The 16,208-nt window shown below is 61.8% G+C and carries 14 protein-coding genes; 5 read left to right on the top strand and 9 right to left on the bottom strand.

Annotation, left to right across the window (positions count from 1 at the left end):
* Positions 1–73: 73 nt before the first annotated feature.
* The 4 genes from TQ38_RS27420 to TQ38_RS27435 form a co-directional block, all read right to left on the bottom strand.
* Positions 74–1,213, bottom strand: a complete 1,140-nt coding sequence (locus tag TQ38_RS27420) for an LLM class flavin-dependent oxidoreductase (protein ID WP_043976061.1) — start codon at positions 1,211–1,213, stop codon at positions 74–76.
* A gap of 66 nt (positions 1,214–1,279) precedes the next feature.
* Positions 1,280–2,332 carry a helix-turn-helix transcriptional regulator gene (locus TQ38_RS27425; RefSeq protein WP_043976062.1) on the bottom strand — a complete coding sequence of 351 codons (1,053 nt, stop codon included), beginning with the start codon at positions 2,330–2,332 and terminating at the stop codon, positions 1,280–1,282.
* A 19-nt stretch (positions 2,333–2,351) separates the two neighbouring features.
* Entirely contained in the window at positions 2,352–4,589 is a 2,238-nt protein-coding gene (locus TQ38_RS27430) for a TonB-dependent receptor (protein ID WP_113942105.1), read from the bottom strand.
* Positions 4,590–4,654: 65 nt separating this feature from the next.
* Entirely contained in the window at positions 4,655–5,188 is a 534-nt protein-coding gene (locus TQ38_RS27435; protein WP_052505777.1) for a nuclear transport factor 2 family protein, read from the bottom strand.
* A 148-nt stretch (positions 5,189–5,336) separates the two neighbouring features.
* On the opposite strand from TQ38_RS27435, the gene TQ38_RS27440 reads away from it, so the two are divergent.
* Positions 5,337–6,110 carry an SDR family oxidoreductase gene (locus tag TQ38_RS27440; RefSeq protein WP_043976064.1) on the top strand — a complete coding sequence of 258 codons (774 nt, stop codon included), beginning with the start codon at positions 5,337–5,339 and terminating at the stop codon, positions 6,108–6,110.
* Between the two features lie 35 nt (positions 6,111–6,145).
* Here TQ38_RS27440 and TQ38_RS27445 read toward each other — a convergent pair whose 3' ends face one another.
* The 4 genes from TQ38_RS27445 to TQ38_RS27460 are packed head-to-tail and all read right to left on the bottom strand — an operon-like array spanning position 6,146 to position 10,793.
* Positions 6,146–7,003 (bottom strand): SDR family oxidoreductase, encoded by an 858-nt coding sequence (locus TQ38_RS27445; RefSeq protein WP_043976146.1) that lies wholly within the window; start codon positions 7,001–7,003, stop codon positions 6,146–6,148.
* Between the two features lie 25 nt (positions 7,004–7,028).
* The gene (locus tag TQ38_RS27450; protein ID WP_043976066.1) at positions 7,029–7,826 is read right to left on the bottom strand and encodes an SDR family NAD(P)-dependent oxidoreductase; all 798 of its coding nucleotides are present in this window, start codon (positions 7,824–7,826) and stop codon (positions 7,029–7,031) included.
* Positions 7,827–7,875: 49 nt separating this feature from the next.
* The gene (locus tag TQ38_RS27455; protein ID WP_043976068.1) at positions 7,876–9,198 is read right to left on the bottom strand and encodes an MFS transporter; all 1,323 of its coding nucleotides are present in this window, start codon (positions 9,196–9,198) and stop codon (positions 7,876–7,878) included.
* A gap of 2 nt (positions 9,199–9,200) precedes the next feature.
* Positions 9,201–10,793 carry a GMC family oxidoreductase gene (locus TQ38_RS27460; protein WP_043976070.1) on the bottom strand — a complete coding sequence of 531 codons (1,593 nt, stop codon included), beginning with the start codon at positions 10,791–10,793 and terminating at the stop codon, positions 9,201–9,203.
* A 248-nt stretch (positions 10,794–11,041) separates the two neighbouring features.
* On the opposite strand from TQ38_RS27460, the gene TQ38_RS27465 reads away from it, so the two are divergent.
* Positions 11,042–11,554: an SRPBCC domain-containing protein gene (locus tag TQ38_RS27465; RefSeq protein ID WP_043976071.1), complete on the top strand. Its 513-nt coding sequence runs from the start codon at positions 11,042–11,044 to the stop codon at positions 11,552–11,554.
* Here TQ38_RS27465 and TQ38_RS27470 read toward each other — a convergent pair.
* Positions 11,546–12,409: a helix-turn-helix domain-containing protein gene (locus TQ38_RS27470; RefSeq protein ID WP_052505778.1), complete on the bottom strand. Its 864-nt coding sequence runs from the start codon at positions 12,407–12,409 to the stop codon at positions 11,546–11,548. The genes TQ38_RS27465 and TQ38_RS27470 overlap by 9 nt on opposite strands.
* A 142-nt stretch (positions 12,410–12,551) precedes the next feature.
* On the opposite strand from TQ38_RS27470, the gene TQ38_RS27475 reads away from it, so the two are divergent.
* From TQ38_RS27475 to TQ38_RS27485, 3 genes are all read left to right on the top strand, one after another.
* Positions 12,552–12,758: a ferredoxin gene (locus tag TQ38_RS27475; protein ID WP_043976073.1), complete on the top strand. Its 207-nt coding sequence runs from the start codon at positions 12,552–12,554 to the stop codon at positions 12,756–12,758.
* On the top strand, positions 12,755–13,972 hold the full coding sequence (locus TQ38_RS27480; RefSeq protein WP_043976074.1) for a cytochrome P450: 1,218 nt from the start codon (positions 12,755–12,757) through the stop codon (positions 13,970–13,972). Before TQ38_RS27475 ends, TQ38_RS27480 begins: the two co-directional genes overlap by 4 nt.
* A 107-nt stretch (positions 13,973–14,079) precedes the next feature.
* On the top strand, positions 14,080–16,134 hold the full coding sequence (locus TQ38_RS27485) for an NAD(P)/FAD-dependent oxidoreductase (protein WP_240198190.1): 2,055 nt from the start codon (positions 14,080–14,082) through the stop codon (positions 16,132–16,134).
* Positions 16,135–16,208: the final 74 nt, after the last annotated feature.

Here is a 16,208-nt window from a genome sequence, read left to right on the forward strand (position 1 = left end):
CGGGCATGGCTCCTGATGAGCGTGCGACGGCGCTGAAGAAGGCGATGGAGACCATCTTCTCGCCTGCGTAACCTTAGGCTGGCATCAATGCCGAAGCCCGGAAATGCGGTATTACCTGTTCACCGATGTTGCGGATCGTCTCCATGATCAGCTCGTGAGGAATTCCGCCCATCTGGAACAGAAATAGTATCTCGTCCGCGCCGGCGTCTGCCAGTCGCTGGACATGGCGTATGCAGTCTTCGGGCGTACCGTAGGCGTCCTGCGCCACTTCGAAGGTTTCCGTGTGATGCCCGCCGACGGCTATGGGCTCGCCCGAAAGCCAGGCGACTGTTTCTTCCTTGTGACGCGTGAGCGCTTCGATGCTGTCCCCCGCGTCGAGGTCCTCGATATCGGGCTTAGGGCCGCCAGAGTACCAATGACCAAGCGATTCCACGAAAAATCTCTGTCCCCGCAGTCCGATGCGGCGGGCCGTGTCGCGGTTGTTCAGGACGAGCGCGGGGCAAAGCGCTGCCAAGTGCTCGGTCGGGCGGAAGCCGACCTGATCCTCGGCGCTGCGGTTGCGGAAAGCCTCGCGATAGACCGCGTTCTTGGCGGCGATGTCGTCCGGACCGGCGAAACCGAGCACCAGGGCACCAATGCCGCGCGACCCGGCAGTGGCCAGCGTGTCCGCACGGGTGCAGGCCATGTAGAGCGGCGGGTGCGGGTCCTGGACCGGCGAAGGATGAATCGGGCGACGGGGTATCTTCACGAAACGGCCATCATGTTCCACTTCGCCGTCACGCAGGATTTTCGGGATGAGATACATGCTCTCGTCGATCATGGGAGGCAGCTCGGCAAGATCGTAGCCGAAGGTTCCGGCTTCCTGCTGGGTTCCGCCCTTGCCCATGCCGAAGTGGACGCGGCCGCCCGAGAGGATGTCAAGCATGGCGATCCGCTCGGCGACCTTGACCGGATGGTTCATTGCCGGCGGCAGACAGACGACGCCGTGGCCAATGCCGATCCGGCTGGTACGCCCGGCGAGATAGGCCAGAAATGTCTCTGGCGCGGACATGTGGGCATATTGCGAGAGGGCGGTATGTTCGACTGCCCAGATTACGTCGAAGCCCATCTCCTCGGCAAAGACCGACTGCTCGACGACGTCGCGGAACACCTGCTGCTCATTTGCGCGGGTGGTGTCCACCATTTGGGCTTCGTGAATGATTGAAAATCGCATGTCGTTCTCCCGGTATCGTGGGGAAAACGTAAAAGCTCGATGAGAGCGGCACATCGTCCAATTGGATCAGATCGTACCGGAGCGGAGCAGTGCCACGAGATTCGCCTGACGATGCACGCCGGTTTTGGCGAAGATGCCGCGCAGATGCGATCGCGCCGTGTTGTATGCCATGCCCTGGAGCCGGGCTGCTTGCGGGAGGGCCGTCCCTTCCCCAAGCAGCCTTGCGAGCGCAGCTTCGCAGCGGGTGAACTGGAAGCGGGTGCGCAGGGCGTCCTCTGAAAGGCGCTGCGCACGGGCGGGGCTCGCTACGAAGAGGGCAAGCCACGCCCGATCGCCGCAAGCCGAGGGCGGCACGGCATGCACGCGCGCTTCGAGCGGCGCCCCGTCCTCCAGCGGTAGAGCCAGGCGCATAGCATCGTCCGGGGGCGGGGGTGCTGCCAGTGCCGCGGCGAAGCCGGCTGCGGCAAGGGGATCGCGCAAGTGGACCACATCGCCGGGCTCGGCGAGGACGCGGCCATCCGCCAGCAGCCGTTCCGCCGCGGCATTGCGCCGCAGAACCGCTCCTTTGCGGTCCACGATCAGAGTGGCGACGGAGAACTCGGCCATGGCATTTCCGAAGACCTGGCTTTCCACCTGGGTTGTGGCAAGCCGCGCGTGGATGTCGAGCGCGATGCGCAAATGCGGAACGAGCGAGGCGACAAGCGCGCTGTGCTCTGCGCTGAAATCCCCCTGATGAGCATTGCGGGTCAGCCGCAGCCGCACCGCGATGCCGCCGGTGCGGCTAAGGTCGACCCCGAGGATTTGGCCCGTGCCGGAGATGTTCATCCAATCCCGGAAAGGCGCCGGAACGTGATGCACGAAATCCTGGAAGGATACGACTTTACCTTCAGGCAGCGCGACGAAGGGATCCGCATCCGACAGGCGCTGATAAGCGCGCTTGCTTCCGGCATCGATGCCTGGCGTCACATGGGCGTCGATGCCGAGCGTTCCTCGCCCGATCAGCAGCGTGGCGAATGCGGCGCCCGTCGCCTCGGCAAGGGCGCGCAGGAAATCTTCCCAGGGCGGATCGATCGTCAGACCTGCATAGAGGCTTTGCAACAGGGCATCGCTGTCTGCCAAGGATGTCTCCTGCTTGCGATCAATGGCGATAGGCAAGCGTCAGTGTATAGCGCCGGGGAGGTGAGTAGAAGGCCTCTACGAAACCGAAGCTGGAGCGGGCGTCATAGCCTGCAGTGATGACTCGCCGGTCGGTGATATTGTCCACTCCAGCTCGGATTGAAATGTCGCTGCGGAGCAAGCGCAGCTCTGCGCTTGCGTTCAATAAAACATGGTCGGGCTGGCGCAGCAGCGGCGAGTTTTCGGGATCCACGAAGACCTCGCTCTTGTAAGCTGCATCAAGACGGAACACGCCCTCGGTTTGGTCGGCAATAGGCAGGGTATAGACCGCGCTTCCGTTCGCGGTGATGTCAGGCGCCTGCTTGGGCCGGCGGTCGCTGACGTCCGTCGGTACGCCGTTGATGACGGACACATAGTCCAAATACTTGGCGTCGAGCAGGCCGAGCGCGCCGGTGAAGGTGAAGCGGCTAGAGGCGCGCACTTTGGTCTCGAGCTCTAGACCCTGAATCCGGGAACGGCCGGCATTTTCCGTGCGCACCACCAGTAGGCCGCTGGCCGGGCTGACCGTCGAAACGAGGATTTGCTGGTCACGGTATTCGTTTCGGAACAGCGCGAGGTTGATTGTGCCGATACGGCCGAAACTGGTTTTGATTCCAGCTTCATAGGCAGTCAGATGTTCGGGATCGTAAGAGCCGATTTCCTCCAGAGAGGTCGGACGTCCGTTGAAGCCGCCGGAGCGAAAGCCGCGCGAGTAGGAAGCGTAGGCCATGACGTCGGGCCGCAGCTTGTAGGACAGCGAAGCGCGCGGTGTGAATGCATCCCAACTCTTCTCCAAGGTGTACTGGGGTGTACCCGACAGCAAGGGCGCACTAGAGTAGACTCGCATGGCCGATTGGGTGAAGCGCTTCTTCTCCCAGGTGTAGCGCGCACCGAGTTCCAGCGAGAGGCTGTCGGTCAAATCATAGTTGCCGTTGGCAAACACCGCGAGATTGTCAGTGCGCTGACGGTTGCGGAAATCGATGTTAAGGTCGAGCGTGGTCGCGAGACCTGGATCAAAACCGGCGGCGATGAGACGCGAATAGAGGCCGTCCGCGACGACCAGCCGGGTATCGTCCCAGGTCTTCTCCCGATAGGCGAATGCGCCCAGGAGCAGCGAGCCGCGCCCGCCAAGATCGAAGGCTAGCTGCAGTTCCTGACTGTATTGCCGAGCCTTCTCGTCGTGAATGTCGCCTGCGTAGTTGACAGCGGACGATGCGTCTCCGTCACGGCCGAACACGGCATCGACATGACGATAGGCGGTGATTGACTTCAGCGTCGGGCCGCCGAGGTCCGCGCTCAGCGTAAGCGAGACGTTGACGGCGTCGGTATCGTCGCGGTTGAGGGCCGGGGTGCTGTCCGTACGGTCGATATCGCCGGGAACCGTGCAGCAGGGCGCGATGAATGTGGACTGGAGATCCGACAGGAAGGTCGGAGTGAAGGCGATCAGGCTGTGCGGCGCGCTGTTCTGGCGGCGCCGCAATCCGTCCACCTGCAACAGGGCATCGAGCGTTCCGTCATCGTAATGAAGGGCCATCTTGCCGGCGACAACGTTGCGGTTTCCGAGATTTCGTCCGGACGGGATTTTCTGCCATCCCTCTCCGAATTCACCGAGCGCGGAAACACCCAGCGACCACTTTTCGGACAGCGGTGTTTCGGCGTGAACACGTCCGCGCACGGTATTGAACGAGCCGTAGCGAATGTCGGCCTGGATCGTCCGGCGCTGCCCCGGCACCGAAGAGACGATGCTGATCGCGCCGCCCACCGTGTTCTTGCCGAACAGCGTACCCTGCGGGCCGCGCAGGACTTCGATGCGGTCCACGCCCAGTAGTTCGGTCGTCGCACCGAAGGTGCGGGCGACGTAGACCCCGTCGATATAGACGCCCACCGCCGGATCGGAGGTGATGATGAAGTCGTTCTCGCCCACCCCGCGGATGAAGGGCGCGATGCCGCCGGAATTGCCGCCCTGGCCGGGGGTGAACTGAATGTTCGGCGCGATCTGGCCAACCTGCGTGACGTTGTCGAGGCCGCGGCTGTCCAGCGCGACTGTATCGACAGCGGTGACGGCGATCGGCACGTCTTGCAGCTTTTCTTCCCGGCGCCTGGCCGTGACCACAATCTCGCCGCTTTCGCTGGCTTCCGGGGTGGATAAGCTCTGAGCTAGAGCGGGATCCGTCGCGGCGAAGAGCGCCAGGGACGTTGCTGCAACAATCACACGAGCCATGTCATTTGCCCCTGTGCCCATTCGGGCTGGGCCGCGAGATGTTCCTCGCTGGCATTTCGTTTTCTTCATTTCCCGGTCCAGGTGATGAGGTGGCCGATGTCCGTACGCTCTTCGGGTTTGCGCCCCTTGGCGGCGAGGTGATGGAAGGTGATCTTCGCCTCGTCCGCCAAAGGGCGGATCATTTCAAAGACGCGGTCGTACTCAGTGCGAGCGATTTTCCAGCGGCCACCTTCACGTCGATAAATGTCGCGGTAGATCGCACTTCCCGTCGTATGGGTACGGCTTTCGAGATTGACGAAGATGTCCTCCAGATACCAGATCCCCTCGGCGGCGTCGGTGCCGGTCAGCGTGATCTCCGGCATGTGGCCATGGTGCATGGCAACTGCACCCGAATGGAAGCTGTTCGCGAGAAATTCGAGCATGTCGCCGATGCCCTCGCAGCGCACTTCGTAAGTTCCACCGCGGTAGTGGACGGAAATGTTCTCGGTGAAGAGTGTGGCCAGCAGATCCATGTCCGCGGTGTCGATCGCCCGGAAGTAGCGGTGTTTTACCATGCGGATCTCTTCGAGGTCCGAAAGTTGCTTAGCCGTGAAACCCAAGTCCCCCTCCTGTACCGCATATTGTTTATTATGTGGCGGTGGTATACGCATTTTGCGTAACGATCCAGCACATCCTCTATTGATATGGCGACTTTCTCGCCTAGAGAAAGATGGCTGGCATGACAATGAAGCAGCGAGGGAGAGGGACGTGAGCGAAGCAGGGCGGGGCAGGGTGGCTATCGTTACCGGGGGAACGAGGGGAATTGGCGCTGCCATTGTGCAGCTCCTGCTTGAACAGGGCTTTGCAGTCGCCACATGCGGCCGTACGCCGCCCCAGGAGCCTGTCACGGCGAACGGCCTCGCCGCCGAATTCGAGAGCTGCGACATCCGCGATCCCGAAGCAGTTCGCGCCTGGATAGACGGTGTCGCCGGTCGGCATGGACGGATCGATCTGGTCGTCAACAACGCCGGCGGTTCGCCGCAGGCTCAGGCTGCCACCGCGAGCCCGCGCTTTTCGGAACGCATCTTGCAGCTCAACTTGCTTGCGCCGCTCCATGTGTCGCAGGCAGCCTATCGTCATCTGAGGGCTTCACGCGGCGCGATCGTCAATATTGCCAGCGTTTCGGGCGTCCGACCCTCGCCGGACACGGCGATCTACGGAGCGGCGAAGGCGGGCCTGTTGAGCCTTACAACTAGCCTGGCGCAGGAGTGGGGTCCGGAGGTGCGGGTGAATGCCGTGATCGTCGGTCTGATCGAAACCGAGTCCGCGGAAATGACCTATGGAAGCGTCCATGCGCAGGAGCGCATCGCCGCCTCGCTTCCCCTGGGCCGCCTGGGCCGTGGCCGCGATATTGCTGAGGCCGTGGCGTTTCTGGCCTCGCCTGCGGCCGCTTATGTCAGCGGCGCACAGCTGGAAGTTCATGGTGGCGGCGAGCGTCCGCTTTTCCTCGAAATCGTGAAGGACGAGGCCGCAGGCTCGTGAGGCGGCGGGGTGTGGATGCCCCGCCGTTCCTTGTGTTACTGGACGCCCAGCAACTGGCGCGTCTGGTCGTTGAGCATCGGTGTCTCCTGGTTGCGGAAGAAGGCGATGCGGCCTTCGAGCGACTGCTCAGTCATTTCCGGCTGGCTGGAAATCCAGAACTTGCGCGCGGCCATGCCGGCCACGAATGTGCGGCAGCCCTCGTCGAGGTCCATGCCATAGTTCGCCATCATCTCGGCCATGATCGCACGGTGGGTGGCCGCGCCTTCAGGTTCCCCGGCGCCCGCGGCAGCGTCGAAGATGCTGGTCTTGAGCATGCCGGGCACGATCGAGCAGACGTTGATCGGCGCCTTGGCCAGCTGCATTTCGAGATAGAGGCACTCGCTGAACGCCTGGATGGCGTGCTTGCTCATGATATAGGCGGTTTGTGTCGGCATCTGCCCGAACGAGCCGATAGAGGCAAGGTTGCCGATCCAGGCTTCCTCCCCGGCACGTAGCATGTGGGGCACGAAAGCGCGCACGCCGTGGACGACGCCGTGGATATTGACGTTCAGCGTGGTTTCCCAGCGGGCGACGGGGATTTCCCAGGTATAGCCGATGGTTTCGATACCGGCGTTGTTGACCAGGAGCCGCACGGCGCCGTGCCTGTCGAACACGCCCTGCGCCAGCGAATCCAGCGCTTCGGGCTTGGAGACGTCCACGCGCCGGGCTTCGGCCTTGCCGCCTGCCGCGACGATTTCGGCAGCGACCGCCCGGGCCTTCGCCTCATCGATGTCGGTGACGACGACGGTCATGCCGATTTGCCCGCAGCGGCGGGCCAGGCCCATGCCGATACCTGCGCCCGCACCGGTGATGACGGCGACGCCGCCGGAGAATACTTTTTCTTCTTCCGTCATGAAATCCATTTCCCAAATCTTCGTTTCAAATCGAGGTCAGTGCGGCCGGCGCGCCAGGCAGGAAGTGATGGTAATATCCCGCGCCCCAGCCGCCATCCACTGCTAGCTCCGCTCCGGTGACGTAGCTCGCTTCATCCGAGCAAAGGAAGAGAGTGGCCGCGGCGATTTCCTCGGGCTCGCCGATGCGTTGAAGCGCAACGCGCTCGTAGCCTTCGTTCTTGGCCTCACCTTCCAGACCCTGCGGATTGCCCATGACAGTGTTGACGCCGCCCGGATGGACAGAGTTCACCCGGACGCCATGATGGCCGAATTCGAGCGCGGCGGTCTTGGTCAGACCGCGTACGGCCCATTTGGAGCTACTGTAGAGGCCCAGGGAATTGACGCCGCGAAGCCCGTCCACTGACGAGATGTTGACGATGGCGCCACCCTTGGCTTCGCACATCAGTCCGCCGATGTGCTTGAGCCCAAGCATTGTACCTTTCACATTGATGCCCAGCACGCGGTCGATTTGCTCGGATGTGAACTCGACGATCGGGCCGAACGCCACCACAGCAGCATTATTGACCAGGGCGTCTATTCGGCCGTGATTGCGTGTGGCTGCCGAGACCAGATCTGCCCAGCTACCTTCATCGGAGACATCGAGGCGCTGGAAGGTCGCAGCCGCGCCGAGTTCTTCTACTAAAGCCGCGCCCTCCGCTTCCAAAAGATCGGCGACGATGACCTGGGCCCCCGCTTCGACGAAACGCCTTGCTGTAGCCGCGCCCATGCCGCGAGCCCCCCCAGTGATGACGGCGATCTTGCCGGCCAGTCGCTGTTCAGACATGTAATTCTCCCTTGTTCATGGAAATATGATGGAGGTCCGCAGGGTTGGATCACAGCCATGCGGTCGTCTTCGCATCTGCAAGATCCGATGGATAATGAGCAGCGGCCCGCCACAGGACGAGTCCTCCCGCGACCGTCAGAGAGGACATCGCCAGCAGTCCGAGACGCAGCGACTCTGCGCCGGCGAGACCGGCCAAGAGATCGCTAACAAGCCCGCCGAGCGATGGGCCGACAGTACTGCCGATCACGTTGATGACGACGACAATCATCGCCGTCGCCTGCGCTCGCATGGAAGGTTGCACCAGTCGGGCCGCCGCAGCAAATGCCGGTCCAGCCCAGCTTGCGAGCAGAAAGGCGTTCAGTACCGAAAGGCAGGCCACGCCGGGAACGTGCAGTCCGGCCAGCGAGAAGCCGGTGCCGCCAGGAAGCGTGAAGACGGCGATATTGATCGGAAATGCCAGAAGGAAGGCTATCGCCGGCAGGCGAAGCTGCCACTGCGGGCCGAAGCGAAGGAGGCGGTCTGCGGCCATGCCGCTGGCAAGGCTCCCCGCAATCCCGCCGACCGCCGCGCCTAGCCCCAGCCAGGCAGCCGCTTGTACCGCGCTCATGCCATGCGAGCGCATGAAGAAGGTCGGCATCCATACGGCACCAGCATAGCCGAAGATGTTGAAGGTTCCGACACCGATGGCGAGCAGACGTAGCGATCTGATGGCCCAGCACTGGCGCAAGGCCGCCCAGACGCCAAGGCTTGGCGCGCGCGATCCGATGACGGCGGTGTCCTTGGGGCCGGGGCCGGTGAACCAGAGGAGCAAGGCGAGCGGGAAACCGGGAATGGCCAGGCAGAAGAACGCCGCGCGCCATCCCCATAGCGAGGCGATGGCGGCTCCGCCGAGCAATCCTACGACCAGTCCGAAATGGGTGCCGGACGCCAATGCCCCCATCACCGCCGAGCGGCGCCTTTCTCCGAATAATGAGGCGAGCATTGCTTGGGAGGGCGGCAGGCCCCCGGCCTCTCCGACCCCCACGACCATGCGGGCGGCCGCGAGTTGGCCGATGTTGGCGGTTAGTCCGCATGCGGCTGTTGCGCCGCTCCATAGCATTGCGGAAAGAGCGACGACGCCGCGGCGCGACCAGCGATCCGCCAGCCTGGCGAGCGGCATCGAGCACAGGACATAGCTGACGATGAAGCCGGGACCACCGATAAGACCCAGCAAACCATCGCTCGCGCGGAACTCCGACTTGATCGCCGGGATCAGGATGGAGAACAGATGCCGGTCGGCGGCACTGAGCGTGTTCAGCAGGAGAAGCAGCACAAGGATATAGAGTGGATAGGACCGGCTCCTGTCCTTAACATGGGGAGCGGAGACCTCCATGGTCAGGCTGCCAGAATCATATCGGCTGCTTTTTCGGCCACCATCATTACCGGGACATTGGTGTTTCCGCCCGGCACGCGGGGCATGACGGAGGCATCTACCACGCGCAATCCCCCAATGCCCCGCACCCGAAGCTGCGGATCGACTACTGCGAGCGGATCGTGGCCCATGCGGCAGGTGCCGACGGCATGAATGTCAGATACCGCGGTGGCGCGTAGATAGTCGTCGAGTTCGTCATCCGACTGGATTGCGGCCCCTGGCACCAATTCCTCGCCCCGGAATGTATCAAACGGGCGTTGAGCGAAGATGTCACGCACCGCGCGGATCGCTGCGCGACCCCTGGCCAAATCGCCTGGCGTGGAAAGGATGTTCGGGTCGATCGACAGAGGTGCCGAACTGTGCGCGCCGGTCAGCCGGATTTCACCCACGCTTTCGGGATCGAGCAAGTCGACATGGGCGAAATACCCGTGCTTCATGATCAACTCGCGGCCCATCGCCTCGTAGAGGGCCATTGCGAAGTGAACCTTCACGTCCGGTATCTCGGCACCGGGCATGGTGCGCAAATAAGCGCCCACTTCGGCTGGCGGCGTCGCCAGCGGCCCCTTTCGGAATAGCGCAAAGTCGACGACCGCCTTGGCGGCGACGAGCGGATGGAAGACATTGAACAGGGATACCGGCTGGGTGCAGTGCTGCTTGACGGTCAATGCCACATGATCGCGATAGTTCTTTCCCACGCCGGGCAGATCGTGAATTACCTCGGCGCCCACCTCGCGCAAGTGGCTGGCATCGCCGATGCCGGACAGCATCAGGATCCAGGGCGAATGGATCGCTCCGGCCGAAACGATCACTTCCCGCGACGCGCGCGCGGTGTGGATGCCACCCTCACGCATCCATGCTACTCCGGTTGCGCGACCGTTCTCAACGATCAGCCGCTGGACCTGGGCTTCGGTGATGACGCGCAGGTTCGGGCGCTTCATTGCAGGCTTCAGGTAAGCGCGCGCCGCGCTCCACCGGCGCCCGGCGGAGGCCGTGACGTCTGCAGCGAAGACTCCCTCTCGAATAGAGCCGCTAGGGTCGGAATTATAGGGCAGGCCGCTGGCAAGCGCAGCGTCGCGAAACGCGACCGCGAGCGGGTGCTGGATGCCGGGCTGGGTGACGAGCACGGGTCCGCCCTGGCCGTGAAAGTCGATTTCGCCGCCGGGCTGATAATCTTCAAGTTTCTTGAAATAGGGAAGGACGTCTTCGTAACTCCAGCCTTCGTTACCAAGCTGTCGCCACCTGTCGTAGTCGGACGCTGAACCGCGATCGTAGACCATCCCATTGATTGACGATGATCCCCCAAGGACTTTGCCGCGCGGTGTGTACATCTGCCGGCCGCCGGCATGCGCTTGCGGCACGGAAACATGCATCCACTGGAACATTCCGCGATACATGATCGGCAGAAGCCCCCCCGGTGCGTGAATGAAAATGCTGCGATCCCGCTTGCCTGCTTCCAGCAGGAGAACGCGATTGCGCGGGTTTCGCGACAGGCGATCCGCCAGCACACAACCTGCCGAGCCGGCGCCGACGATAATGAACTCGTAAGTGTCAGCCATTTTCTCTCCCACCGCTCGCTGGCGGCAGCGTCAATCAGATGATCGTCGCTTGCTGTATTGCGGAGGTAATTGTATCTTGTAGTCCGCAAGGTCAAGCTGTTGAACAGATATAAGGCGCGAAATGCGGGTTGTCATGCGTTTGTCGTTGCGCTCTATATGGGGGCACGACGCAGCACAGATGGCGCGTCATGGCGCCACCCGTCGGTGTTCGGCGCCGCAAGGACCTAAACACCAGATGAGGTGGCCCCATGCCGGATACCGCAACGCAGCCCCATGATCCCTTCACGCTCTACGATCCAGAGATTCTCGTCGCTTCCGAGCCTGTTGAAATCGACGCGCCGGCAAGGATCGTTTGGGACATCCTGACGGCGCTGGATCGCTATGGCGAATGGAACCCGTTTTGCGTATGGGCTCAATCGACTTTGGAGATGGGCGCTCCTGTTCACATGAAGCTTGTGAACTACGCCAACCCGGGCGAGCTCGCGCCTAACTGCGAGTTCATCTGTGGGTTCGAGCCGGAACGCCTGCTTTCTTGGGAAATGCCTGACAGTGCGCAGTGGCCCTATCCCGCGCGGCGCGACCAGATGATCGAGGCTCTTGGCCCCGAGCGATGCCGCTACCAGTCGACCGACGCTTTCACCGGGCCAAACGGCATCCATGTCATGCGCTTTTGCGGTCCTTGGATCACCCGCGCCTTTAATGACACGGCCAAGGCGCTGAAGTGGAGGGCGGAGGCCATGCACCGGGGCCCGCTATCGTAAGGATTTCGGCACTGAAGCTGCAGTTCGTTGCCGGTAAGTCAGGGGCGTCGTTCCCGAGACGCGCCGAAAGGCCCGGGCGAAACTGTTGGCGTGACTATAACCCAGCTGCGCAGCTATCGTCTTTATAGGCAGATCGCCGCCGCAAAGCATATTGCGAGCGCGTTCCATCTGGTGACTCTCGATATAATCCCCCAGCGAGTTTCCAGTGAGGGCCTGGAATTGCCGATTGAGATGGCGCACGCTCAGGCCGCAAAGGGCGGCTAAGTCTGCGTTGGACGGCGGCTGCTCGTCGCGGGACAGCCTATCCCTGATCCGCCTGAACTGCCAGGCAGCCAGTCGGCCGGCGTGCGAGCCATGGGCCTGCCGCGCGAAATGGCGCCTTACTTCCGTGGCGATCAAATGGTGAAAGGCGTCGAGCGCATCTGCCGAGCCAAGTCCAGGCGCAGTGAGTTCCCGCAGCGTCAGGCTCATTAGCGTACGCAACGTATCGCTGCGGATATCGAGAAGCCCTTGCAACACTTCCAGTGGAGGGTTTTCACCAGCTTGTAGGATTGTCCCGGCCTCGTTGGCTGAAAAGACGCAGCGCAGGAGCCGGATTCGACCACCCGAGCCGCGGCCGTGCACCGCCATGCCGGGATAGCGCACGAACAGCGTTCCCATGAAGCAATGATTGCCGCTGTCGATCTCCGGGAATTCGGCCGAAGCATCCGTTGCATGAGGGGGGAGGGACATCTCGACCATCAGTTCACTTTCGGTCTTCACGAAGTCGATCATCGACGGCCACCGCCATTCGACAAGTTCGAAACGGCCATTTCGCAGCGCTGTGCGGTCCAGGCTGTGCGGCGTGAAGTCCATGTCTCTCCAAACGGCGTTGCCTACGAGTGACAAAATGGCTGGTATTGTTCTGAATGTCCACTTTGGTTCCTGCGCGACGATGGGCGGCGCCCGGACCCCTTGGTAACACCGACCCATCAAACAACCTGGGAGAACACGGCGAATGAAAGTAGTCGCCAATTCGAGCCTGTGCCAAGGCCACGCCCGCTGCGAGGACTTGTGTCCGGAGGTCTTTGCCACGGACGCCATTGAAGGCAAGGTGGTAATCGAAAAGCCGGATTTTCCTGCCGAACTTGAAGAAAAGGTGCGGCTCGCGGTACGCAATTGTCCCGAAGGTGCCCTGCGCATCGCTAAGGGAGTGGCTCTATGACTTTTCAATGGCAGCCTTCGTCTCCAGATCACGTACCGGCGGATCTGATCGTCGACTTCGACTTTTTCGATGTGCCCGCCGAAGTGACTGATCCCGTGCAGATCTGGCACGACCTGGTGCGGCGCGGCGCCCCGCCGATCTTTTATACCCCCCGGAACGGCGGACACTGGGTGTTCCTGAAGTATCACGATATCGTTGAGGGATATCGCAATCACGAGGTCTTTTCGACCTATCAAACGCCGATCCCGCCGATAGAACCTTTCCCCGTGATGCAGCCCCAAGGCGTCGATCCGCCGCAACATGACGTCTTCCGCAAGCTGCTGGCACCGATGTTTACGCCGCTAGCCGTACGACGGATGACGGAGGGCTTGCAGCACCGTGCGCACGTTCTTATCTCCTCGTTTGCGGGCAGCGGCAAATGCGACTTCGTTGCCGACTATGCCTCCATTTTCCCGACCGGAACTTTTCTCGAACTGTTCGGAATGCCGGAAGAGCGGCTGCCGGAATTCCTGGAACTCGCCCATACCTTCTTTCGCAGTACAGACGCCGAAGTCCGCGCGGCCAACTTGCGCGACATCTATGCGGTACTGGATGGCATGTTCCGCGCGAAACGTGACTATCCGGGCTCCGATATCGCATCCACCATCGTAACGGCCTTGGACGAGCAGGGCCGGCCCTATCCGTGGCAGGACATTCTCAACTGCGGTTTCCTGCTGTTCGTTGCGGGTCTCGACACCGTCACCAATACGATGACGTATGTGTGGCGCTATCTGGCGACCACGCCGGCGGCGCGCGCGCATTTCCGCGAGCGTCTGGATGATCCTTCCGCCTTCCTGGTCGCCATCGAGGAACTGATGCGGATCAACGCCGTGTCGAACCTGTTTCGCCGTGTCACCCACGATTGCGATTTCCGGGGCGTCCATTTGCGCCGGAACGACCGCGTGATCCTGCCCAACACGGTGGCAAACCGTGATCCCTCGGTATTCGAGAACCCCCAGAGCATTGACCTGGATCGCAAGGTCAACAACCACGTGACTTTCGGCGTAGGGCCGCATCGGTGCATGGGGTCGCACCTGGCGAAGCGAGAGATTGTGGTCTCGCTTCAGGAATGGCTTCGGGTCATTCCCGAGTTCGAACTCGCGCCGGAAGCTGAAGCCGGTTCGTCGTTCGGAGGGTCCGTGATGGGTTTTACCTCGCTGAAACTTCTCTGGTGAACGCGGGGCGGGGCGCCAGGGCCCCGCCGATTTAACTGACCGGCCGAAAATCCGCATTCTCTCGGCGTGTGTTGGCGGCCGTTTACGTTTGCCGATAATTTACGCATTTGCGCTACGCAAAGGGAGGTGTTAGTTTCTGTCCAACCTCAAGGGTTGCGCAGCCGCTTCCTCAGGGGATTCGGGAACAGGAAATTAGGAGCTACTGGATGGCAACTCAGTTCGCGGAAGCCGCGGCGAACACGGCTTCGGGCACACTGAAGGCGCGTGCGCTGCCCATGATCGATACTCCAGAGTTGCGTCAGGCGATCGAAGAAGGCGAAATTCACACACTCCTGATGTGTTATGTGCACATCAGCGGCGATGAGACTTTGCTGGACAAGGTTGCTCCGCATGTCCGCTCGCCTTACGCTTATCCGCCCGAAGCGATCCCAGATGAGCTGGTTGCAGAACTCCGCGAGAAGCTTCTGAATGTCCTGACCACCTCGGATGCGGAAGTCGGGGCCGGTCCTAATGAAGCGCTTATGCAGCGCATGATGTCGGCCGGCCTTGGCGAACAGGTCGCGGACGAGTTTCTGCCACTACTGTTCGACCAGATCGGGTTTCGACCGGAAATGCCTCGGCGAGAGCGGAGGGACCGTCTCGCGGCGCGTTCCGGCTTCAAGGTTCTGGTGATCGGAGCGGGGATGACCGGAATGGTCGCGGCCATCAAGCTGGAGCAGGCCGGTTACGAATGGCAGGTGATTGAAAAGAATGAGGAGATCGGCGGAACCTGGTGGGAAAACCGTTATCCCGGCGTCGGCGTCGATACGCCCAGCCACTTCTACTCCTTCTCGTTCGCGCAGAACCCGGAATGGAACAACTATCATCCGCGCGGCGGCGACATGTTCGCCTACCTCAAAGGCGTGGCGGACGAGTTTGATGTCCGCAAGCACGTCCGGTTCGGAACAACCGCCGAAACGCTGATCTGGAACGAAAAGACCCACGTTTGGGATGTAACTGTTCGCGGTGCTGACGGAAAGACTGAGGTGCTCTGTGCCAATGCCATCATCAATGGCCATGGCCCGGTAAACCGCCCTAAGTGGCCGGCCATCCCGGGTCTGGAAACCTTTGCCGGCGTGCGTCAGCACACGGCGACCTGGGACGAGACTCTTGACCTCAGGGGCAAGCGGGTCGGCGTAATCGGCACGGGGGCCAGCGGCGCACAACTCATCCCGGCCATCGCCGACGATGTGAGCGAACTCTACGTCTTCCAGCGCACCCGGCATTGGGTCATGCCGGTGGCTCTTGGCGAGGACAAGGTGAGCGAAGGCGTCAAGTTCGCCATGCGCCATATTCCTCACTACATCGAATGGTTCCGCTTCCGCATGTACTGGCTGACGGCGGACGGCCTTTACCCAAATGTCGTGATGGATCCCGAATGGCCGTCGGATTCGCCGTCGGTTTCGGCCCTCAACGACTCGACGCGCCAATTCGCGGTCGACTACCTGGAAAAGACATTCGCAGATCGGCCCGATCTGCGGGAGAAGCTGCTGCCGGACTTCCCGATCTTCTCCAAGCGCATCATTCTCGACCGCGGAGTCTACTACGCTGCCTACCTGAAGCCGAACGTGCATCTGGAGCAAACCGGGATCGTCGAAGTGACGCCGAGGGGCGTAGTGCTTGCGGATGGTCGGGAGATCGAACTGGACGTGCTAGTCTGCGCCACCGGGTTCGATGTCGCCAACATGATGGGCAATCTGGAGATCGTCGGTATCGGCGGCAAGCGCCTGCGCGACGATTGGGGCTTTGACGATCCTCGTGCGTACTTCGGGATGATGGTGCCGGGCTTTCCCAATTATTTCCACACCACCGGGCCGAACAGCGCGCCCAACCACGCGGCGGGTCAAAACCTGATTTCCGAGCGCCAGGTCAACTACGCCATCGAGTGCCTCGATTGGTTGAATGCCGAGAAGCGGGATGCTCTGCAGCCTACGCTCGAGGCTTTCGATAGCTGGCAGGAGAAGGTCCAGACCCAGATGGCCCATATGATCTGGAGCCATCCCAAGGCCTTCAGCTATTACAACAACGCCAAGAAGCGGAACTTCATGTCGTGGCCTTGGCGCTTGGTCGACTTCTGGAACGCCTGCGTCGGGCCACGAAAGGAAGACTTCGATCTGATCTAGGTCCGGGCTTCACCGGGCGGAGATGGAGGCGCGAATTGCGCTCTCTCTGCCCAATGTTTTCCCAAGGGATCGAG

The organism is Novosphingobium sp. P6W (assembly GCF_000876675.2).
Taxonomy (GTDB): Bacteria; Pseudomonadota; Alphaproteobacteria; order Sphingomonadales; family Sphingomonadaceae; genus Novosphingobium.